Here is a 20,715-nt window from a genome sequence, read left to right as displayed (position 1 = left end):
GGCAACCTTCGCCGCCTCTGTCCATTTCGCCGTTTGACCGCATTTGCGGAAGGCTGAACGCCGAAGGACGACGAGATGAGCAATCCCAACGCCCACGACATCAAGGTATTGAACGGACTGATCGAAACCACGCTGGACAGCGCCGACGGTTATCGCGAAGCCGCCGGGGAAACCCAGGACGCCCATTATCGCGACCTGTTCGAACGCCGCAGCGCTGAACGCGCCAAGGTGGTCGACGACCTGTCCGCCGCCGTGCGCGGCCTGGGCGGTGATCCGGAATCGTCCGGCTCCATTCTGGCCAAGGCGCACCGTGCGTTTCTGGACGTGAAACACGCCCTGCTGCGCAATGATGATTCCGTCGTCGGCTCGATCAACAGCGGCGAGAACTTCATCGCCGACAAGTTCGAGAAGTCGCTGGAGGACGGCGCCATCTCGGCCACCACGCGCGAGATCATTCGCCGCGCCTATGCCGCGATCAAGACCGGGCACGATCAGATGGAGGGGCTGAAACACAGCCTGGAGGGCCAGCGCGACGCCTCCAACCCGCTGTTTCCGAACTAGCGGATCCGCATCGTCCAAAGAAAAAGGCCCCGGCGTGATCGCCGGGGCCTTCGTCTATTCCGTCAGAAGCAGGATTTATGCTTCTTCGCTGGGCTTGTCGGCCGATCCGGTGACCGGAACGACGGCGCCCTTGGCCGGACGAACCGTCTGACGCTCGGCGATGCGCGCCGACTTACCGCGACGGTCGCGCAGGTAGTACAGCTTGGCGCGACGCACGACGCCGCGGCGCTTCACTTCGATCGACTCGACGTTCGGCGACAGGATGGGGAACTTGCGCTCGACGCCTTCGCCGAACGAAATCTTGCGGACCGTGAAGGTCTCGTTCACGCCGCCGCCGTCACGGGCGATGCAGACGCCTTCGAAGGCCTGAACGCGCTCGCGCTCGCCTTCCTTGATCTTCACGTTGACGCGCAGGGTGTCGCCGGGCTGGAAGTCCGGGATCTTGCGGTCGCCCAGAACGCGGGCTTTTTCTTCGGCAGCGATCTGCTGAACGATATTCATTCTATTTCTCCTCGAGCTTTGCGCTCTTTACCTGTGATTTGGCGAGATGGGCCGCCCAGAGGTCTGGACGTCTCTCTCGCGTCGTTAGCTCCCGTTGCGCCTGACGCCATTGGTCGACCTTCTTGTGGTCGCCCGACAGCAGCACTTCGGGAATATCCAGCCCCTCGAACGTCCGCGGCCGCGTGTACTGCGGGTGTTCCAGAAGCCCATCCTCGAAGCTTTCCGACGACAGGCTGTCGCCTGAGCCGAGCACGCCGGGGATCAGTCTTACGCACGCCTCGATCGCGACCATAGCCGCCGCCTCGCCACCGGCGAGAACCGCGTCTCCGACCGAGACCTCCTCGAACCCGCGTGCGTCAAGCACCCGCTGGTCCACCCCCTCGAAACGGCCGCACAGCACGACGATCCCGTCGGCCCCACCCTTTTCAGGTGAGACCCATTCCTTGACGCGCGCCTGGGTCAGGGGCCTGCCCCTGGCGCTCATGTACAAAAGCGGCCGCTTTGGTCCCGACAGGCTATCGACCGCCCGAGCCACAACGTCCGCCTTAAGCACAGCACCTGGCCCGCCACCCGCAGGAGTGTCGTCCAGGAAGCCGCGCGTATCTGTGGAAAAGGCGCGGATGTCAACCGTTTCAAGCGCCCACAGCCCCCTCTCGCGCCAGGCCGTGCCGATCAGCGACACGCCGAGCGGGCCGGGAAAGGCGTCGGGGAACATGGTCAGGACGGTCGCGGTGAAGGGCATGGCGGCGGCTCATACACACAAAGTGGGAAAAATCCGACTCTGTCGACAAACCTCTCCCTCCCCCTGCGGGGAGGGAGAGACTTGGCCTACCCCGTCACCGTCTCCGGGTATTTGATCGCGCAGCCATAGGGCTGGGCGAAGGCGGTGCGGACCGGGCGTTCGGCCTTCACATCCTCCAGCACGGCGCGGACGAAGTTGTTCGCCCCTTCCAGATCCTCGACCTTGCTGGTCGGACGGTCGTCGATGCCGCCTTCGAAGACCAGGCGCCCCTGGGCGTCGATCACCCGCATGTCCGGCGTCGTCTTGGCGCCATACAGTTTGCCGACCTCGCCGGTCGGGTCCAGCAGCAGATGGGCATAGGCCGACTGGTGCTTGGCCTTGTAGGCGCGGGCCGTGTCGCCCTCGACAAAGCCTTGCGTGCCCGGCGCCGACGAGACGATGGTCAGCCAGACCACCCCGTCGGCCTGGGCCTCGCGCTGCAGGGCCTGCATCGCGCCGGTGTAGTGTTTCTGGACATAGGGACAGCCCTCGTTGGTCCATTCCAGAACCACGGTCTTGCCCCGGAAGTCGGCCAGCGAACGCTGAACCCCGTCGGCGTCGACCAGGGTGAAGGCGGGGGCCAGCCCCTCTTGAGCCGCAGCCGGTGCGGATGCGTTTTCAGCGGCGGGCGCCGAGGCCTGCGGCTGGCAGGCGGCTAACAACGCCGCAGAGGCGGCGACAACAAACAGACGGCGTAGCATTCAGACACTCCCCCATGTTCAGGGTCGGCGTCAGCGCGCCGACTTCAGGGAGTCTAACACCACGCCTTCCGTCAGCAGCTGCGGCAATATGCGCGGCTCTCCGCCGCCCGCCGGATACATCAGGTACAGCGGCACGCCCGAGCGCCCGCGCCGCTCCAGCTCATGGGTGATGGCGTCGTCGCGCCGGGTCCAGTCGCCCACCAGATAGACGGCGTTGGCCTGCTCCAGCGCCTGGGCCACGCGTGGCGAAGACAGGGCGGCGCGCTCATTGATCTTGCAGGTCACGCACCAGTCGGCGGTGAAGTTGACCAGAACCGGACGCCCCTGCCCCTGCGCCGCCTCGACCGCCTCGGCGGACCAGGGCTGGGCTGACAGGGCCCGGCCTTCGCTTGAGGCGCTGTCCACCACCGGCGAGCCGCCCGCCAGAACCGCCAGACCCAGGGTCGCGACCAGGACGACGACAGCGGCCAGACCGGCGATCAGGCCTTTGCGGCCATGCGCCCGCTCGGTCTGGGTCAGGCCGAACAGCCACAGGCCCAGCGCCGCCGTCAGGCCCGCGATCAGCAGCAGGCCCAGACCATCGGCTCCGGTCTGGCGCGAGAACACCCAGGCCAGCCACAGGGCCGCCCCATACATGGGGAAGGCCAAGAGGCCCTTGAGCCGGTCCATCCACGGCCCCGGACGCGGGAAGCGCCGCAGCAGGCCGGGCGAGAAGCTGATCGCCACATAGGGAAGGGCCAGACCCAGACCCAGCATCAAGAAGACCAGCAGGGCGGCGGGCCAGGGCATCAGCAATGCCGCACCCAGCGCCGCCGCCATGAAGGGCGCCGTGCAGGGCGCCGCGACCACAACGGCCAGCACGCCCGTGAAGAAGGCTCCCGCTCCGCCCGACAGTCGCGACAGACGCCCCGAACCCGCACCCTGCAGACCCGCGCCGATCTGGAAGACGCCGGACAGGTTCAGACCCACGGCCAGCATCAGCAGGGACAGACCCGCGATGACGGCGGGCGACTGCAGCTGGAAGCCCCAGCCGACGGCCTCGCCGCCCGCACGCAAGGCCAGCAGCAGCCCCGCCAGGATCAGGAAGGTGACCAGCACGCCCAGGCCGAACAGCAGGCCGTCGCGGCGCGCCTCTCTGGCCTGATGGGCGGTGGCGGCCAGGGACGCGGCCTTCATCGCCAGAATGGGGAAGACGCAGGGCATCAGGTTCAGGATCAGCCCGCCGATCAGGGCGAACAGGGCCGCCTGAACTATGGCTGCGGCGTCCAGGGCCGACGACGCCTTGCCGCCGCCCGCCTCGCCGGACAGGGCGCCCTGCCCCGATGCCCCCGCCAGCGCAGGGCCGGGATTGGCGGTGATCTCCCAGGCGCCGATGTCGGTGGCCAGAACGCCCGAGATCGGGCCCTTCAGCCCTGTGGCGCGGATCTCGCCGCCCTGGGCCAGCGACAGGGTCAGGCCGTTGGCGCCGCGCTGGCCGGTCTGGTCGGCCGCATGGTCGATGATCCCGCCTTCGAACGGGAAGAAATGGGCGCGGCCGATCTTGGCGCCCGCCAGCGGTCCGCCCGTGGCGCTCAGGGTCAGGACGCCGTTCGACAGGGAAATGGCGGCGTCTATGCCTGCGGGACGCGGCGCCGCCTCCAGCACCGCCTGAACCGCCGCGCCGTGTTCCGCATCCAGCGGCGGCGTTCCCTCGCGCACCGGCAGGTCCAGCCGCAGTTGCATCGGCACGGGCACGCACATCTGGTCGCTGCACACGAGGAACAGGGCGTCGGCGATCAGCGGCAGGCTGGCTCCCGGCCGGGCCGAGGCCGGGACCTCGATCGTCACCGGCAGATAGACCTCGCCGGAATAGCCATAGTTGATCAGGCTCAGCAGGCGTTGGCGTTCCGGCAGGGGCCAGGTGATCGCGCCCGCCTTCACCCCTTCGGGCAGGGTCCAGTCCAGGGTCGTCGGACCGCCGGAATCACCCGGATTGCGCCAGTAGGTGTGCCAGCCGGGCGCGATCTGCTGACGAACCGCGACCACCACCGTCGAACCGGGCGCGGCCCAGCTCGACAGGGGCACAAGCTCGGCCTCGATATTGTCAGCCTTCTTTGGCCCCGGCGCGACATCAGCGGCGGCGGGGGCTTCGGTTCGGCTGACGATCTGGGCCGCAGCCCTTTCGGGCGCTGCGACGGCAAAAGACAGCAGGGCAAGGGCGGCGAGGAGGACGGCAGGCAGGCGCAAGACAAATATCCGGTCAGCTACCCGTCCAGCCTTAAGCCCTTACGCGCTCGCGATCCATGGCGACGCTGCGTCGCGTCAACGCGGATGGGCGTCGATCACCACCGAAGCCCGGCGGCGCAGCGGCTCGTCCAGCCCCTCGGCCGTCACCGCTCCCGCATCCCCCGCCGCCGTCACGTCAAACGCCGGGGCCGGCAGGCCGCGCGAAACCAGGGCCATGGCCGCCGCCCGCGCCCGCCGCTGCGACAGGGTCAGATTGGCTTCTGGCGCTCCGACATTATCGGCCAGCCCCACGACTTTCACGCTGCGGACGCTGCAGTTGCTGATCTGATTGGCGGCGGCGTCTATCGCCGTGGTCGCCGCGTCCGTCAGCCGCGCCTGATTCTCCACGAAATAGACATCGAAACTGATCGGCGCGCAGCTCGACTCGCCCACCACCAGCGTCGTCCTTTTCGGCGTCGGCGCACAGGCCGCCAGGACCACGCCCGCCAGCATCACCACCTTGAAACCCGTATTCATCCCCACTCCCTATCCCAGCATGAAAAAGGGCGGCCCGCCGTCGACGAGCCGCCCCTGGAATGTCATTCCGACGCGAGCGCCGAAATCGACAGGCCGATCAATAGCGGCGCTGACCGTTATCCCAGTAGCACTCGTCCTGACGGTTGTCGTAGCAGTAGTAGTAGCGGCCTTGGTTGTCGCGGTAGCGCTGTTGGTTGTTGCGGTCCTGGCTGGAGCCGCGGATGGCGCCCGCTGCGCCGCCGACAGCTGCGCCGAGCAGGGCGCCCGTCGCTGCATTGCCGCTGCCGACGTTGTTGCCGATGATGGCGCCGGCGACAGCGCCTAGGCCTGCACCGACGGCGCCCTGACGGACAGCCTGGTTCGGGCCGCTGTTGTTATAGCCGTAAGGGTCGCTGGCGCAGGCCGAAGCCAGCAGACCGGCGCCGGCAATCGCGATGATGGCCTTGTTCATGGTGGAATCCTCTTGTCCCGTTTGTCCGCCCCGAAGGGGGGAACGCTGGATTATGGCTCCGGTTCCCTGACGAGGCGAGTTCAAAAGCCTGTACTATCTTTAATGAAATGCGCTGGCGGACATGAGGTTGCGCGAAAAACGGTGCGCCGCGCGAAGCGGGCGACGGCCATGAAATCTTCGCTGCGACAATCAGTCCTAAAAGCCAAGCTTAGACGGAACGGCAATCTCGGAGAGACGTTCGTCCCGCATGAGCGACACCCTGACACCTGATCCGGCCGCACGCGCGGACGACCGTCCCGCCCTGAGCCCACACGTCGCCCTGAAGCGTGTGGTGATGCTGGTCAATCCCCTGTCCGGCAGCGTGGGGCCGCGGGCCGCCGATGAGGCCAAGGCGATCCTGGCCGACTATGATCTGGACGCCACGGTGCTGACGCTGGACGGCGCAAACTTCGAGCAGTCCATAGATGACGCCTTCGCGGCCAAGCCGGACGCCATTCTGGTGCTGGCGGGTGACGGCACCGCCCGTTCCGTCGCCACCAAGGCCAAGCCGGATGGGCCGATGATCGCCCCCTTGCCCGGCGGCACCATGAACATGCTGCCCAAGGCCCTGTACGGCACGGCTGACTGGAAGGCGGCGTTGAAGCTGGCGCTGGAGGAAGGCGCGTCTCAGCCGGTCTCGGGCGGCGAGGTGCAGGGCGAATATTTCTATTGCGCCGCCATTCTTGGGTCGCCGGCCCTATGGGCGCCTGCGCGCGAGGCCATTCGAACCGGCAAGGTCAAGCTGGCCGTTCAATATGCGCGGCGGGCGTTGAAGCGCGCCTTCTCCGGTCGTCTGCGCTTCAGGCTGGACGGCGGCGAGAAGCGCCGCACCGAGGCCTTGGTCCTGATCAGCCCGATGATCTCCAAGGCGATGGAGGATCCCATCGGCCTGGAAGCCGCCGCCATGGACCCGTCGGACACGTCCCAGGCCTTCCGTCTGGCCGCCACCGCCCTGTTCAGCGACTGGCGTCATGACCCCGCCGTCTCGACCCGGCCCGCCAAGCTGATCGAGGTGCGGGCCCGCTCCAAGATTCCCGCCGTTATTGACGGCGAGCCGATCCTGTTGAAATCAGACGCCGTGATCCGCTTCATTCCCAAAGCCTTCAAGGCGCTGGCCCCCCTGCCCCCGGCGGCTGAGGGCAGCCTCTAGTGGGGCGCATCCTTCAGTTCTCCGACGTTCATTTCGGATGTGAACACAAGCGCGCCTGCGCCGCCGCCCTGGACTACGCCCACGCCACGCCCAATGATCTGGTGCTGATCACCGGCGACATCACGCAAAAGGGTTATCCCGCAGAGTTTGCGGCGGCGCGCGACTGGATGCGCGCCATGCCCGAGCCGCGCTTCGTCATCGTCGGCAATCATGACGTGCCCTATTGGGACGCCATCGCCCGCGTCTTCCATCCCTGGCGGGCGTTCGAGACGGCGACCGGGTTTCCCGCACACGACGGCCAGTTCGCTTCACACGAAGTGATGGTGCGCGGCGTGGTCACGGCGCGCGGTTTTCAGGCGCGACCCAACTGGTCAAAGGGCGTCATCGACCTGGACCAGACCCGGCGCGCGGCCGAGGCCCTGCGTCAGGCGCCGATCGGGGCCCTGCGCATCCTGGCCTGCCACCATCCGCTGATCGAAATGGTCGGCACCCCGATGACGGGCGACGTCAAGCGCGGCGACGAGGCGGCCCTGATTTTTGCCGAGGCGGGGGTGGATCTGATCATGACGGGCCATGTCCATGTGCCCTTCGCCATGCCGATCCCTCTGGCCGACCACTGCTCCTATGCGGTGGGTTGCGGAACCCTGTCCCATCGTGAGCGCGGTTCGCCGCCTGGCTTCAACCAGGTCGATTGGGATGCGACGACCATCACCGTCACCGCCCTGGCCTGGGATGGCGCGGCCTATCATTCGCATCAGGTCTGGCACCTGCCGCGCCGCCAGGACACGCGAAAGGCGGCCACCGCGCCCGACCCGAACGTGCCCGGCGAACTGGAGAAGGCGGTCGTCTGACGACCTGTCATTTTCAGGGATGTCGCAAAGGAAAGGGGCCGGAACTTGCGTTCCGGCCCCTTCGTCTTTCGCCTTGTCGGCGATCCGCTATATTTTGGTACCGCGTCCACGAAGTCCGCCGGCCACAAGGGCGATGACGAACAGGATGATGGCGATCACAGCGATGAATTTGGCGATCTCGAACGAGAAGTTCGCGATGCCGCCGAAGCCGAGAACGGCTGCGACCAAGGCCACGACCAGGAAGATAATTGCCCAACGAAGCATGGCGTTAGCTCTCCTGTGTTAATGTTGCCGACGGCGACTACGAAGCCGGTCATCAGTCATTTCATCAACGTATCGGAGCCAACGCCGTTCCGAAGAAGGACGCAGAATCGCCCTTAACGGCGACGGCGTCTTCCATAGCCGCTGTTGTCGATCTTGCGGTCCGCGACCATGCTGGCAACGATTGCGGCCAGCGCCGGATTACGCAGCAGAAGGAAGGCTGCACCCAGTCCCCCGACGGCTCCGACAATCGGCCGCTCACGGACGATATGCAGCAGCTTGCCGACCAGACCTTCCGGCTCGTCTTCCTCGTCGTCGTCATCATGACCATCGCCCTTCAGGAAGACGAGGGATGTGATCAGGGCCACAAGCGCGAACAGTCCGAAGGTGACGGCTGCGGCACCCAACGGGGTCAGCACCAGGCTCAACCCGTAGAAGATTGCCAGCCCGAGGAAGACCACGGCCAGAAACAGGCTGGCGGCGACCACACTGACCGCCACAAGGCGCTTTACGATGCCCTTGAACATCAGCGACGACGGCCGGCGAGCAGCAGGCCGATCACCACGCCGATGCCCAGGGCGATGGCGGTGGATTGAAGCGGGCGCTCCTGCACGCGCTCAACGACGTAACGCTGGGCTTCGTCCAGACGCTCGGCGGCGTCGTCATAATATTCGCGACCCTGCACGCGGGCCTGCTCGTAATAGCCACGCGCCTGTTCGCGAACTTCGTCGCTCTTGGCGCGCAGGCGGGCTTCCGCCTCTGTTGCCTTCTCGCGCAGGCGCTGGGTTTCCTCGCGCGCGCCGGTCTTCAGATCCTCCTTGAGGGTCTTCAGGTCGTTCTTGATGTCTTCTCGTGCCTTGGTGGTGGCCATGATGCGCGCTCCGATTTCAAGCTTTACAATAGAATAGGGAAGCCCGACTGCCAACGCCACACCGTGGTCAAGGTTCCCGCAACGCAACAAGGCGACTGGCTCTCGTCAGGCGCCAATCGTCGCATTAGAAGACAACGCATGACCAGCTGGCTGTTTCCACCCCAACCGACACCGTCCCTGCCTATCGTCGGCGATGAACGGCGCTTCCCCGTTCGCCGCATCCTGTGTGTGGGTCAGAACTACGCCGCCCATGCGCGCGAGATGGGATCGGATCCGGAAAAACAGACGCCATTCTTCTTCTCCAAGCCCGGCGACGCGGTCGTGTCCGATGGCGCGAACCCGGCCTATGCGACCGCGACCGGAAATCTGCACTATGAGGCCGAACTGGTCGCCGCCATCGGCGAAGGCGGCCAGATCATCGGCTGGGCGGTCGGCTGCGACCTGACGCGTCGCGACCTGCAGGCCGAGGCCAAGAAGGCGGGCCGCCCGTGGGATGCGGCCAAGGGCTTCGACCAGTCGGCCCCCTGCGGCCCCCTAACCCTGGGCGCCCTGCCCGATCCGGCGGGGGCCATCACCCTGACGGTGAACGGCGAGACGAAACAATCCGGCACGCTGGACGACATGATCCTGAACCCCGCCCGCATCGTCGAGGCGGCGGGCAAACTATGGGCGCTTGAGCCCGGCGACCTGATCTTCACCGGCACTCCGTCGGGTGTCGGCCCGGTGGTGAAGGGCGACAAGGTCGTCGTCAGCATCACAGGCCTTGAAACCCTCAACTTCGAGATCGTCTGATGATCCTGCACGGCTATTGGCGTTCCGGCGCCAGCTACCGGGTCCGCATCGGTCTGGCGCTGAAGGGCCTGGACTATGAACTGTCGGCCCATGACCTGCGCAAGGGCGAGCAGAAACAGGCTGACTATCTGGCGCTGAACCCCCAGGGCATGGTTCCGGCTCTTCAGGACGGCGATCTGGTCATCACCCAGAGCCCGGCCATTCTGGAGTGGCTGGAGGAGACGCACCCCGAACCGCCCCTGCTGCCGAACACCGCCAACGACCGCGCCATCGTCCGCGCCATGGCCGCCCTGATCGGCTGCGACATCCACCCGCTGAACAATCTGCGCGTCCTGAAGTCCCTGCGGCACGATTTCAACGCCGATCAGGACGCCGTCGACGCCTGGGCCGCGCGCTGGATCGCGCCGGGCTTCGACGCCCTGGAGACGCTGGTGAGGCAGCACGGGCGCGGCTGGAGCTTCGGCGACGCCCCGAGCCTGGTCGATTGTTATCTGATCCCGCAGCTGTATTCGGCGCGCAGATTCAACATCGATCTGTCGCCCTGGCCGGTTCTTCTGGCGGTCGAGGAGCGTGCGAACGCCCACCCCGCCTTTGTTTCCGCCCACCCGGACCGCCAGCCCGACGCCGACGCCTGAGCGCATATCAGCGGTGGATAAGTAAGGATCGCGTAACGTCTCGCTCAGCGTCCCTTAAGTATTCCGCGTCATTGTCCGAGGGTGACGTATTCTCCCGCCACACCTTCGGCGTCCTCGCCCACCCATCGCCTGGCCCTCGCCGTGGTGACCGAGCCTGCGCGTGCGACGTCCGCCTTCATGACCGCGCCGTCCGGCGCGCGGGAGGAGGCCATGCGTTTCCTGCTGCAGACCGGGGCGGACGCGGGCGTCAAACTGATCGCCACCCGGCCTGAAGGCGACAACGAACGCCTGCTGGGACAGGCCTGGCCCTTCCCCTCGCCCTTCCAGGTCACCGTCCGCACCGTGGCCCTGAGCGAAGGTCTGGACCGGATCGAGGCCCGCGCGCGCCGTTCGCTGGAGCGGATGGGCCTGCCGCGCGGCGAGGTGCTGCTGGTGTCCAACGCCGCCGACCTGGCCGGCGCAGAAGGCCGCGCCCTGTGGGATCGCCTGCAGAAGCTGAAGGACCGGGGTCTTTATCGCAGCATCGGCTTCTGCGCCTCGCTTGAGGATCAGCCCGCCATGCTGGCGCGGCGGCTGAATGCGGATGTCGTGCAACTGCCCTGCAATCTGCTGGACCAGCGCGCCGTTCGCGAGAATGTGCTGGACGCGGTCAAGGACGCCGGCGCGGCCGTGCATCTGTCGTCCGTCTTTGCAGGCGGCCTGTTGTTTGCGGGCGGGGATGATCTTCCGCCGGAGCTGGCCGAACACGCCCAGGCCCTGTCGCGCACGCGTCGGCGTCTGGCCGAACAGCGCTGCGACCCCATGCAGGCGGCCCTGGGTTACGCCCTGTCTCTGAAGGCCGTCGACAAGATCGTCGCCAGCGTGGCCTCCGCCGCCGAACTGCGCGCCATCCTGGCCGCCGCCCACGCGCCCTGCCCCGACCTGGACTGGTCGACGCTGGCGCTGGAGGCGCCGGCGGGTTTCACCGCCGACGCCCGCGCCCGAATCAGTAGCGCAGCCTGATCCCGACATAGCCCGAACGACCGGGCTCGCCGTAACCGAACACCTGCTGATAGTGTTTGTCGGTCAGGTTCTCGATCCGCGCGGTCAGGGTGATGTTGTCCGTCAACACATAGGCCGCGTTCAGATTGCCCGTGACAAAGCCCTTGCGGACCACGGTCGAGAAGCCGCCCGAGTCATCCTGATCGTCTTCTGCACGCACCGTCAGGGCGCCGGACAGACGCTCGCCGGTCCAGCCCAGCGTCGCCGAGGCTGTATTTTCCGGCACGCGCAACAGGCGCGCGCCCGTCGTGCGGTCTGTCGCGTCGGTCCAGGCATAGGCCAGGGTCAGGTCGAAGCCTGCGCCCAGACGCGCGCTGCCCTCCAGTTCAACGCCGTCAGAACGGGTCTTGGCGATGTTGATGTAGCGGCCCGCGACGTAGGAGATCTGGTTTTCGATGTTCAGGCGATAGACCGTCGCACGACCGTCGAAACGACCATCCGGCGAAGCCCAGCCCAGCGCCAGCTCGACGCTGTCGGCGGTTTCAGGCTTCAGTTCCGGCCAGGGCTTGGGCGCATAGCACCAGTCGCACAGGGCCTGGACGACAGTCGGCGCCTTGAAGCCGGTGCCATAGGCGCCCGAGACGGTGAAACCGCCGTTCAGGTGATAGGCGGCCGAAACCCGGCCCGTGGTCTTGGAGCCGAAATCGTCGGTGTCGTCGTAACGCAGGCCGCCCGTCAGGTTCAGTGCGCCCGCATCATATTGCGCCACGCCGAAGACCGAGGTCGTGCCCAGGTCCCGCGACAGGCCCGTGGACAGGTCGCCCTTGGATTCTTCCCGTTCGGCGCCGAAGGCGTAGGCGATGTTCTGGGTCTTGCCGTCCGCCTGCCAGCGATAAACCTGACGGTCGCCGCTGAAGGTCGAACCGGCGCCGCCGCTGTAGGTGGTGCGTTCGATGTCCGAGGCCGAGACGCTGAACTGATGCTTCAGACCAAAGGCCTGGGTGGTGACCCGCGCAAAGCCGGACCACTGCTCGCTGTCCGCCGTGTCGTCCGTATCGGCCAGGCTGTAGTTCGGGGCCGGGAAACCGTCTATCTCGACATGGCTCTTCACCCAGCGGACAGAACCGTCGATCTTGGTCGTGTCGTTGAAGGCGTAGCGACCCTTGGCGCCGACGGTGGTGTTGCGAAGGCCGTCGCGCTCGGTGTTGCCGTCGCGCTCGTCGGCGGCCGAGATGCCGTCGGTTTCAAAGCGCGAGACATAGGCGCCGAATGCGTATTTGTCGTTGGCGACGCCCGCCGACAGGCGGCCGCGCACGGTCGAGAAACTGCCGGCTTCAGCCTCGGCGCGCACGCCCTGGACTTCCTGGGTGGTGAAGGAGATCACGCCGCCGATGGCGTCCGACCCCCACAGCGACGACTGCGGGCCGCTGAGCACTTCGATGCGGTCGATGTCGGCCAGTTCAAAACTGCCGAAGTCAAAGGCGCCATTGATCTCGGCCGGATCATTGACGGGCGCCCCATCCACCAGAACCAGAGTCTTGCCGGGCGCGGCGCCGCGCATGCGGACCTGGGTTAGGCCGCCGAAGGCGCCGGTGCGGGCGATGGACAGGCCTGGCACGGTCGTCAGGATGTCGGCGGCGAAGACTGCGCCATGTTGTTCAATCGTCTGGCTGTCGATGACGCGGGCGCCGGGCGTGTCGGCGACGATGGCGGGCAGGCGGGTGGCGGTGACGACGACGTCGCTGACCTGGACCGCATCCTCGGCCATGGCGGGCGCGGCGATGGCGACGACCGAGAGCGCGGCCGAGGCGAGAAGAATGGAACGCTTCATTGAGCGAAATCCCCGTTGCGGCCCCGCGAATGCGCGCGAGAGACCGATGTGAACGAACCGATCCGCCAGACCCGCTGGGGGCTGGACGGCGCAAGATCGGGTCGCTGCAACGGAAAGAAACCGCGCCTCCGCCTATTCCCGGACAGGGGCGAGCGACAACAGGCGGCCAGGTCTCCTGGCTTGCGGTTCAACAAACATCGCCCTCGCCTTCCCAGTCCTTGGACCAGTGACGCCGGGATCGCGGACCCCGGACGGACGACGTTCTCGCCGCCTACAGTTGCGGGAACAGCCGTGGTGTCTGACCACGTTCCCTAAACCGCCTGTTGGAGGCTATCGCAGGGGGGACAAGCCTGTGCAAGGCTGGCGGAACGGGCTTGAGGCGTCGGTTGCGATCCGTCACCCTAGGGCCACATGAACGCGCCTGTGACCCATCCCCCCGAAATCGCCGCCGCCATCGAAGGCGCGACGCCCTTCATGGCCCAGTATCTGACGGCCAAGGCGGGGCAGACGGACGCCATCCTGTTCTTCCGCATGGGCGACTTCTACGAGCTGTTCTTCAAGGACGCCGAGGTCGCGGCGGCGGCGCTGGGCATCACCCTGACCAAGCGCGGCAAGCATCAGGGCGAGGACATTCCGATGGCCGGGGTGCCGGTCCATGCGCTGGACGGCTATCTGGCCCGTCTGATCCGCATGGGCCACAAGGTCGCCATCTGCGAACAGCTGGAAGACCCCGCCGAGGCCAAGAAGCGGGGCGGCAAGGCCGTGGTCCATCGGGGCGTGGTGCGGGTGGTCACGCCTGGCACCCTGACCGAAGACAGCCTGCTGGACGCGCGCGGCGCCAACCGTCTGGCGGCGGTTGCGGTGCGCAAGGGACGGGCCGCCGTCGCCGTGGTCGAGCTGTCGTCGGGTGCGGTCGACAGCGTCGCCTGTTCGATTGAGGACCTGGGCGCGGCCCTGGCCGCCTTCCGTCCATCCGAGGTTCTGGTCACCGACCGGATGTATTCTGACGAGACGACGCGCGACGCCCTGAACGGCTCGGGCGGCGTGGTCCAGGCCCTGGCCTCGGCCATCGCCGAGCCGCAGGCCGCGCGGACGCGGGTCGAACGCTTGTACGGCGTCGCAGCCCTGGATGGTTTCGGCGCCTTCGAGGAGGCCGAGGTCTCGGCCCTGGGCCTGATCGCCGCCTATCTGGAGACGACCCAGGCGGGCAAGGTTCCGGCCCTGGCCCCGCCGCGCCGACTGGGCGACAGCGGGTTCCTGGCCATCGACCCGGCGACGCGGACCAGTCTGGAGATCGACCGCACCCAGCGCGGCGAGCGGGAGGGGTCGCTTCTGGCCTGCATCGACCGCACCGTCACATCGGGCGGGGCGCGGGCGCTGGCGGAGAGGATCGCCCGGCCCTTGCGTGATCCGCTGGCGATCAACGAACAGCTCGACGCCGTCGAATGGATGCTGGAGCGGCGCGACCTGCGGCGCGACCTGCGCGACGGCCTCAAGGCCTCATCGGACGTGGCCCGCGCCGTCGGGCGTCTGGCGCTGGGACGCGGCGGCCCGCGCGATCTGGCCGCCGTCCGCATCGGTCTGGCGATCGCGGAAGGAATCGCGGGTCTGTTTGTCGGTCAGGTTGATCCTCTGACCGGCCAGCCGCGCCGGATCGCCCTGGCGCTGGACCGGCTGACCCTGTCGGCTGACCTGTCGCGGCTGAAGGCTGATCTGGCCGACGGCCTGATCGACGAGCCGTCGCACCTGGCCCGCGACGGCGGCTTCGTGCGCCCCGACTATCGCCCCGAGCTGGACGCCGCCCGAACCTTGCGCGACGACAGCCGCCGCGTGGTCGCCGATCTGGAGGCCCGCGCCGTCGCCGAATCCGGCGTACCGTTCAAGGTCAAGCACAACGCCGTGCTGGGCTATTTCCTGGAGACCTCGGCCAAGACGGCGGAAGGCCTGCTGCGCGCCGGACCGGACAGCCCCTTCATCCATCGCCAGACCCTGGCCAGTCAGGTCCGCTTCACCACTGTCGAACTGTCAGAGCTGGACGCCAAAATCAGTCAGGCCGGGCATCGCGCCCTGGCCATTGAGGGCGAGATCTTCGAGACCTGGCGGCGCGAGATCGCTCGTCTGGCCCAGCCGCTGCAGGCCGTCGCCGAAGCCCTGGCCGAACTGGACGCCCACGCCGCCCTGGCCGAATGGGCGCAGGAAGTGGGGGCGACCCGACCGACCGTCGACGACACTCTAGTTTTCTCCGTCGAGGCCGGACGCCACCCCGTGGTCGAGGCGGCGGTGAAGGCGCAAGGGTCGCCCTACACGCCCAACAACGCCCGTCTGGACGGATCGGGTCAGGACTGCGCCCGTCTGGCCATCGTCACCGGCCCGAACATGGCGGGTAAGTCGACCTTCCTGCGCCAGAACGCCCTGCTGGTGATCCTGGCCCAGGCGGGGGCCTTCGTGCCTGCGCGTTCGATGCGTCTGGGCGTGGTGGATCGGCTGTTCAGCCGCGTGGGCGCGGGCGATGATCTGGCGCGCGGCCGCTCCACCTTCATGATGGAGATGGTCGAAACCGCCGCCATCCTGACCCAGGCCACGCCGAGAAGCTTCGTCGTGCTGGATGAGATCGGACGCGGCACCGCCACCTATGACGGCCTGGCCATCGCCTGGGCCACCGCCGAGGCCCTGCACGAAACCAACCGCGCCCGCACCCTGTTCGCCACCCATTATCATGAGCTGGCCCAGTTGGAGACGCGGCTGGACCACGTCTGCAACCTGTCGATGGTGGCCAAGGAGTGGAACGGCGACCTGGTCTTCCTGCATGAGGCCGCGCCCGGCGCCGCCGACCGCTCCTACGGCGTTCAGGTGGCCAAGCTGGCGGGGGTGCCGTCCTCGGTCGTCGCCCGCGCCCGGTCGGTGCTGGAGCGGCTGGAAGGCGAAAAGGCGGCGACCGCCCGCCTGGACGACCTGCCCCTGTTCGCGCTCGCCGAGCCGGAGCCGATACGCGGACCTTCGGTCGTGGAGACGACGCTGGCGGACATCGACCCCGACAGCCTGACCCCGCGCGAGGCGCTGGAGGCCCTTTATCGCCTGAGAGGTCTTCTGTAACGGCGCACGAGACGCACGCCCGGCGACTGCCTATGTATCGCCCATGACCGCAGCGACGCCGACATTCGACGATCTTCTGGTGGCCGCCGCGTGCGACGACGATCCGCGCGCCGCCGTCGCCGCCGTGCTGAAGGAAACCTACGCCGCCGCCCGCACGCGCGCCGAACGCCGCCTGTCCGCCGGAGCCAAGGGCCGGGACGTGGCGCGCCTGTACGCCGCCGCCGCTGACGAAATGCTGGGCGCCCTGTGGACGGTGGCGACCAAGGTGTTGTGGCCGGTGTCCGTGGTGGAAAGCGAGCGCCTGTCTCTGGTCGCCGTCGGCGGCTATGGGCGGCGGGTGCTGGCGCCCTATTCGGATCTGGATCTTCTGTTCCTGCGCCCGGCCAAGGCCACGCCGCGCAGCGAGAAGGTGGTGGAGTTCGTCCTCTATGTGCTGTGGGACCTCGGCGTGAAGGTCGGCCAGGCCGTCCGCTCGGTCGAGGAATGTCTGGCCCTGTCGCGCACCGACATGACGGTGCGGACCACGCTTCTGGAGGCGCGCTGGCTGGCGGGCGACGAGGCGCTGGCCCGGCTGATGATCAATCGGTTCCAAGACATGGTGGCCAAGTCCGATCCCCGTCCCTTCATCGCCGCCAAGCTGGAGGAGCGCGCGGTGCGCCACGCCAAGGCCGGGGCCGTCCGCTACAAGGTCGAACCCAACGTCAAGGACGGCAAGGGCGGCCTGCGCGATCTGAACACCCTGTATTGGATCGCACGCTCGCTGGCCCCCGAAAGCCGACTGGGCGCCGCCGTCATGGATCAACTATTGACGGCGCGCGAGCGGCGCATCTCCGACGATGCGTTCGACTTCCTGTGGCGGGTCCGCATCCACCTGCATCTGATCGCCGGGCGGGCCGAGGAGAAGCTGACCTTCGACATGCAGCCCGAGGTGGCGCGCCGCATGGGATGGAGCGGGCGTGGCGACGAACCCGCGGTCGAACGCTTCATGCGCCGCTACTTCCTGATCGCGCGCGATGTGGGCGCCCTGACCCGCGCCATGTCGGCCAAGCTGGAGGCCCGCCATCAGAAGACGGCCCAGGGCCTGTCGCGGCTGATGACGCCTTTCCGCCCCGCGCGGCGCAAGCTGGAGGTCGAAGGCTTCTGGGTCGACCAGGGCCGGTTGTCGATCGAAAGCCAGGAGGTCTTCACCGCCGATCCGGTCAAGCTTCTGACCCTGTTCGCCTGCGCCGACCGGCATGATCTGGACCTGCACCCGGACGCCTTTTCGGCGGTGACCCGGTCGCTGTCGCTGGTGACGCCGAAACTGCGGCGCGATCCGGCGGCGACCCGGGCCTTTCTGGATGTTCTGGCCCATGGCCAGAGGCCCTATCGCAGCCTGACCATCATGAACGAGACGGGCCTGCTGGGGCGATTCCTGCCAGAATGGGGGCGGATCGTCGGCCAGACCCAGTTCAACATGTACCACGCCTATACGGTGGACGAGCATACACTGCAGGCCATCGGCATCATCAATGACATCGCGCGCGGCAAGCTGAAGACCGACCACCCGATGGCGTCCGAGATCGTGCACCTGATTTCGGACATGGAGGCCCTGATGCTGGCCATGCTGCTGCATGATGTCGGCAAGGGCGGCGAGCGGGGCCAGCTGGAGGACGGCGCCATCGCCGCGCGGCGCGCCTGCGAACGTCTGGGCGTCGATCCCCGGCGGATCGAACTGATCGTCTGGCTGGTCCGCAGCCATCTGGCCCTGTCCGACTATGCCCAGAAGCGCGACCTGAGCGACCCGGCGACCATCCGCGCCTTCGCCGAACTGGTCGGCGATCCCGAGCGGCTGCGGATGCTGCTGGTCCTGACCGTGGCCGACATCCGCGCCGTGGGGCCGGGCGTCTGGAACGGCTGGAAGGGACAGTTGATGCGCACCCTCTATGACCGGGTCAACGCCCTGTTCCGGGGCGAAGACGTGGCCAGCGCCGATCCTCTGGCCGACTACGCCGCTCTGGTCGAGCGCGCCCGTTTGACCGGGGCCGCCGCCGAGGCCGTGCCGACGCTGGCGGTCGAGGGCCTGCCGGTCCAGACCACCGAAATCTCCATCGCCGCCGCCGACCGGCCCGGCCTGTTCGCCGACCTGGCCCAGACCATGGCCGCCCTGGGGGCCGACATCACCGACGCCCGCGTGGCCACCAGCGATCAGGGCGTGGTGCTGGACGTCTTCCGCGTGCAGGACGGCGCAGGCCTGCCGTACGGCCAGGCCGAACCGCGAAGGCTCAAGATCCTGGTCGAGGCGCTGGAGAAGGCCGCGCGCGGCGAGGGACGGATCGGCAAGGCGCCCGAACCGGTCGGCAACGCCCGCAAGGCCGCCTTCGAGGTGCGCCCCGTCGTCATGATCGACCACCACGCCAGCGAGACGGCGACGGTGGTCGAGGTGTCGGGCGCCGACCGTCCGGGTCTGCTGGCGGCCCTGTCGCGCGTCTTCAACGACGAGGGGCTGAACATCCGCTCCGCCCATGTCGCCAGCTACGGCGAACGGGCGGTGGACAGCTTCTATGTGGTGGACCGCAAGGGGCGAAAGATCACCTCGGAGCAGCGGATCGACGAACTGAAGACCGCGCTTGAGGCCGTGCTGGACCGCCGCGCCCCCGCCCCCGCCGGACGCAAGGTCGCCTCCGCCCGCGCCAGCGCCCGCGACGTCTCCGAACTGGGCCGCCGCAGCCCATGCGCAAAGCCGGTATCGCCGGACGCCCAGCCGCGCTAAGCGTCCCACGTCTCTCGCCTTTATCGAATGCCCGCATGAGCCTCGCCCGCAACACTCTGGTTCAGTCGTCGCTCACGCTCGGCAGTCGTCTCCTCGGCTTTGTTCGCGACCTGGCCCTTTCGGCCCGCTTCGGCCAGGGGCCGATGATGGACGCCTTCACCACGGCGTTGATGCTGCCCAACATGTTCCGGCGCCTGTTCGCCGAGGGCGCCTTCGCCCAGGCCTTTGTGCCGGTCTATGGCGGGGTCAAGACGCGTGACGGCGACGAGGCGGCGGCGGTGACGGCGTCCGAGGCCCTCAGCTTCATGCTGGCCATGGTGGCGGGCTTCTGCATCCTGCTGCAGGTCGTCATGCCGTGGATCATGCCGTGGCTGCTGTCTGCCTATCGCGACCAGCCCGAGGTGCTGCGCGCCGCCGTGATCGCGACCCAGCTGGCCATGCCCTATCTGGCCTGCATGACGGTGGCCTCGCTGCTGTCGGGGGTGCTGAACACGGGGGGGCGTTTCGCCCTGTCCGCCGCCGTGCCGGTGTTCCTGAACCTGTGCACCCTGGCCGCGCTGGTCCCGCCCATGTTCCTGCCGATCCCGCAGGAGACGGTTCTGCTGATGGTCGCCACGGCGGTGACCGTCTCGGGCGTCATTCAGGCGGTCCTGTTGTGGTGGGGCGTGCAGCGCCTGGGCGTCCGGCTGAAGATCGGCCTGCCCCGCCTGACCCCGAACGTCCGCCATACGCTGGCCCTGGCCGTGCCCGGCGCGCTGGCGGGCGGCGCGCTGCAGGTCAACTCCCTGGTGTCGCAGTTCCTGACCGGGTCGGATGAAGGGGCGCGTTCGGTGCTCTATAACGCCGACCGCCTGTATCAACTGCCGCTGGGTCTGGTGGGCGTCGCCATCGGCCTGGCCCTGGTGCCGCGCCTGACCAAGGCCTTCGTCGCCGGCGACCATGAGGGCGGACAGCGCACGCTGGACGACGGGATCAATCTGGCCATGGCCTTCACCCTGCCCGCCGCCGTCGCCCTGTTCGTCATCCCCTTCTTCATCATCGACGCCACCGTCACGCGCGGCGCCTTCACCTCGGCCGACGCCAGCCGCACCGCCGATGTGCTGCGCCACTTCGCCTGGGGCGTGCCCGCCTTCGTCCTGGCCAAGGTGCTGACCCCGCCCTTCTTCGCGCGTCAGGACACACGCCGCCCGATGATCTTCGCCATCACCAGCGTGGTGATCACCGTGGTCCTGGGGTCGGGTCTGTTCTTCTGGTTCCGCGCTCAGGGCTGGGACGGCGTGCTGGGCCTGGCCATCGCCACCAGCACCTCTGCCTGGGTCAATGTCGCGCTTCTGGGCGGCGTCCTGGTGCGCGAGAACAGCTGGAAGCCCTCTCCCGCCTTCCTGTCGCGCATCAGCCGGGTCTTCGCCGCCAGTCTGGTCATGGCCGCCGCCCTGTTCGCCGCCAGCGTCAACTATGGTCTGCTCAGCCGCATCTTCCTGGCCAAGGAGATCGCCGTGCTGATCGTCTGCGGCGTGGGGGCCGTGCTGTACGGGGCGTGTCTGTTCCTGTTCCGGGCCGTCACCGTGTCGGAGCTGAAGGCGACGCTTCGCCGCGAACCCGGCGCCGCCAATGTGTCTGGTCTGGACTGATCGGCCCCGAACCGATAAGCGCGAGGCCATGACGAACTCGGGTTTCATTTTCGATCTGCGATGGCGCGGCTGAAAAGCCGTTCCCTTCACC

Annotated in this window: 20 protein-coding genes and 1 riboswitch; of the genes, 9 read left to right on the top strand and 11 right to left on the bottom strand. The window is 67.8% G+C overall.

Annotation, left to right across the window (positions count from 1 at the left end; all coding sequences use genetic code 11):
* Positions 1–75: 75 nt before the first annotated feature.
* Positions 76–561: a PA2169 family four-helix-bundle protein gene (locus JKF87_RS07150; RefSeq protein ID WP_201098761.1), complete on the top strand. Its 486-nt coding sequence runs from the start codon at positions 76–78 to the stop codon at positions 559–561.
* A 75-nt stretch (positions 562–636) separates the two neighbouring features.
* On the opposite strand, the gene rplS is transcribed toward JKF87_RS07150, so the two are convergent.
* The 6 genes from rplS to JKF87_RS07120 form a co-directional block, all read right to left on the bottom strand.
* Complete coding sequence (rplS, locus tag JKF87_RS07145) at positions 637–1,062, bottom strand: 50S ribosomal protein L19 (protein WP_201098759.1); 426 nt, start codon at positions 1,060–1,062, stop codon at positions 637–639.
* A 1-nt stretch (position 1,063) separates the two neighbouring features.
* Positions 1,064–1,804 (bottom strand): tRNA (guanosine(37)-N1)-methyltransferase TrmD, encoded by a 741-nt coding sequence (gene trmD / locus JKF87_RS07140; RefSeq protein WP_201098757.1) that lies wholly within the window; start codon positions 1,802–1,804, stop codon positions 1,064–1,066.
* 86 nt (positions 1,805–1,890) lie between these two features.
* Positions 1,891–2,544, bottom strand: coding sequence for a thioredoxin family protein (locus JKF87_RS07135; protein WP_201098755.1), 654 nt, complete (start codon positions 2,542–2,544; stop codon positions 1,891–1,893).
* Between the two features lie 30 nt (positions 2,545–2,574).
* A complete protein-coding gene (locus tag JKF87_RS07130; protein ID WP_236261176.1) occupies positions 2,575–4,770 on the bottom strand; it encodes a protein-disulfide reductase DsbD family protein in 2,196 nt (731 codons plus the stop codon).
* A gap of 75 nt (positions 4,771–4,845) precedes the next feature.
* Positions 4,846–5,286, bottom strand: coding sequence for an OmpA family protein (locus JKF87_RS07125; protein ID WP_201098753.1), 441 nt, complete (start codon positions 5,284–5,286; stop codon positions 4,846–4,848).
* A 97-nt stretch (positions 5,287–5,383) separates the two neighbouring features.
* Entirely contained in the window at positions 5,384–5,737 is a 354-nt protein-coding gene (locus tag JKF87_RS07120; RefSeq protein ID WP_201098751.1) for a YMGG-like glycine zipper-containing protein, read from the bottom strand.
* A gap of 247 nt (positions 5,738–5,984) precedes the next feature.
* On the opposite strand from JKF87_RS07120, the gene JKF87_RS07115 reads away from it, so the two are divergent.
* On the top strand, positions 5,985–6,926 hold the full coding sequence (locus JKF87_RS07115) for a diacylglycerol/lipid kinase family protein (protein ID WP_201098749.1): 942 nt from the start codon (positions 5,985–5,987) through the stop codon (positions 6,924–6,926).
* On the top strand, positions 6,926–7,777 hold the full coding sequence (locus JKF87_RS07110; RefSeq protein ID WP_201098741.1) for a metallophosphoesterase family protein: 852 nt from the start codon (positions 6,926–6,928) through the stop codon (positions 7,775–7,777). Before JKF87_RS07115 ends, JKF87_RS07110 begins: the two co-directional genes overlap by 1 nt.
* Before the next feature lie 87 nt (positions 7,778–7,864).
* Here the strand turns inward: JKF87_RS07110 and JKF87_RS07105 are convergent, their stop codons facing one another.
* The 3 genes from JKF87_RS07105 to JKF87_RS07095 form a co-directional block, all read right to left on the bottom strand.
* A complete protein-coding gene (locus JKF87_RS07105) occupies positions 7,865–8,041 on the bottom strand; it encodes a DUF1328 domain-containing protein (protein WP_201098739.1) in 177 nt (58 codons plus the stop codon).
* Positions 8,042–8,154: 113 nt separating this feature from the next.
* On the bottom strand, positions 8,155–8,565 hold the full coding sequence (locus JKF87_RS07100; protein ID WP_201098737.1) for a hypothetical protein: 411 nt from the start codon (positions 8,563–8,565) through the stop codon (positions 8,155–8,157).
* The gene (locus JKF87_RS07095; RefSeq protein WP_201098735.1) at positions 8,565–8,909 is read right to left on the bottom strand and encodes a DUF883 family protein; all 345 of its coding nucleotides are present in this window, start codon (positions 8,907–8,909) and stop codon (positions 8,565–8,567) included. Before JKF87_RS07095 ends, JKF87_RS07100 begins: the two co-directional genes overlap by 1 nt.
* A 138-nt stretch (positions 8,910–9,047) precedes the next feature.
* Between JKF87_RS07095 and JKF87_RS07090 the strand changes: the two genes are divergently transcribed.
* Together JKF87_RS07090 and maiA are read left to right on the top strand one after the other, a co-directional pair.
* Positions 9,048–9,701, top strand: a complete 654-nt coding sequence (locus JKF87_RS07090; protein ID WP_201098733.1) for a fumarylacetoacetate hydrolase family protein — start codon at positions 9,048–9,050, stop codon at positions 9,699–9,701.
* Positions 9,701–10,336, top strand: a complete 636-nt coding sequence (gene maiA, locus JKF87_RS07085) for a maleylacetoacetate isomerase (protein WP_201098731.1) — start codon at positions 9,701–9,703, stop codon at positions 10,334–10,336. The genes JKF87_RS07090 and maiA overlap by 1 nt, the downstream gene beginning before the upstream one ends.
* Positions 10,337–10,404: 68 nt before the next feature.
* Here the strand turns inward: maiA and JKF87_RS18575 are convergent, their stop codons facing one another.
* Entirely contained in the window at positions 10,405–10,548 is a 144-nt protein-coding gene (locus tag JKF87_RS18575; protein WP_244999768.1) for a hypothetical protein, read from the bottom strand.
* On the opposite strand from JKF87_RS18575, the gene JKF87_RS07080 reads away from it, so the two are divergent.
* The gene (locus tag JKF87_RS07080) at positions 10,481–11,338 is read left to right on the top strand and encodes an aldo/keto reductase (protein ID WP_307417616.1); all 858 of its coding nucleotides are present in this window, start codon (positions 10,481–10,483) and stop codon (positions 11,336–11,338) included. The two genes, JKF87_RS18575 and JKF87_RS07080, sit on opposite strands and share 68 nt — an antisense overlap.
* Here the strand turns inward: JKF87_RS07080 and JKF87_RS07075 are convergent.
* Positions 11,322–13,148 (bottom strand): TonB-dependent receptor plug domain-containing protein, encoded by a 1,827-nt coding sequence (locus JKF87_RS07075; protein ID WP_201098727.1) that lies wholly within the window; start codon positions 13,146–13,148, stop codon positions 11,322–11,324. The two genes, JKF87_RS07080 and JKF87_RS07075, sit on opposite strands and share 17 nt — an antisense overlap.
* A 147-nt stretch (positions 13,149–13,295) precedes the next feature.
* Positions 13,296–13,484, bottom strand: a riboswitch (cobalamin riboswitch).
* Positions 13,485–13,559: 75 nt separating this feature from the next.
* Between JKF87_RS07075 and mutS the strand changes: the two genes are divergently transcribed.
* The 3 genes from mutS to murJ are packed head-to-tail and all read left to right on the top strand — an operon-like array spanning position 13,560 to position 20,624.
* The gene (gene mutS / locus JKF87_RS07070) at positions 13,560–16,241 is read left to right on the top strand and encodes a DNA mismatch repair protein MutS (protein ID WP_201098726.1); all 2,682 of its coding nucleotides are present in this window, start codon (positions 13,560–13,562) and stop codon (positions 16,239–16,241) included.
* 43 nt (positions 16,242–16,284) lie between these two features.
* The gene (gene glnD / locus JKF87_RS07065; protein ID WP_201098724.1) at positions 16,285–18,993 is read left to right on the top strand and encodes a [protein-PII] uridylyltransferase; all 2,709 of its coding nucleotides are present in this window, start codon (positions 16,285–16,287) and stop codon (positions 18,991–18,993) included.
* Between the two features lie 35 nt (positions 18,994–19,028).
* Entirely contained in the window at positions 19,029–20,624 is a 1,596-nt protein-coding gene (murJ, locus tag JKF87_RS07060) for a murein biosynthesis integral membrane protein MurJ (RefSeq protein WP_201098722.1), read from the top strand.
* Positions 20,625–20,715: the final 91 nt, after the last annotated feature.

It is taken from the genome of Brevundimonas nasdae, assembly GCF_016654005.1.
In the GTDB taxonomy this organism is placed as follows: domain Bacteria; phylum Pseudomonadota; class Alphaproteobacteria; order Caulobacterales; family Caulobacteraceae; genus Brevundimonas; species Brevundimonas nasdae.
Note: the sequence above shows the minus strand (reverse complement) of the source record. Positions and strands in the feature narration are given on the sequence as shown.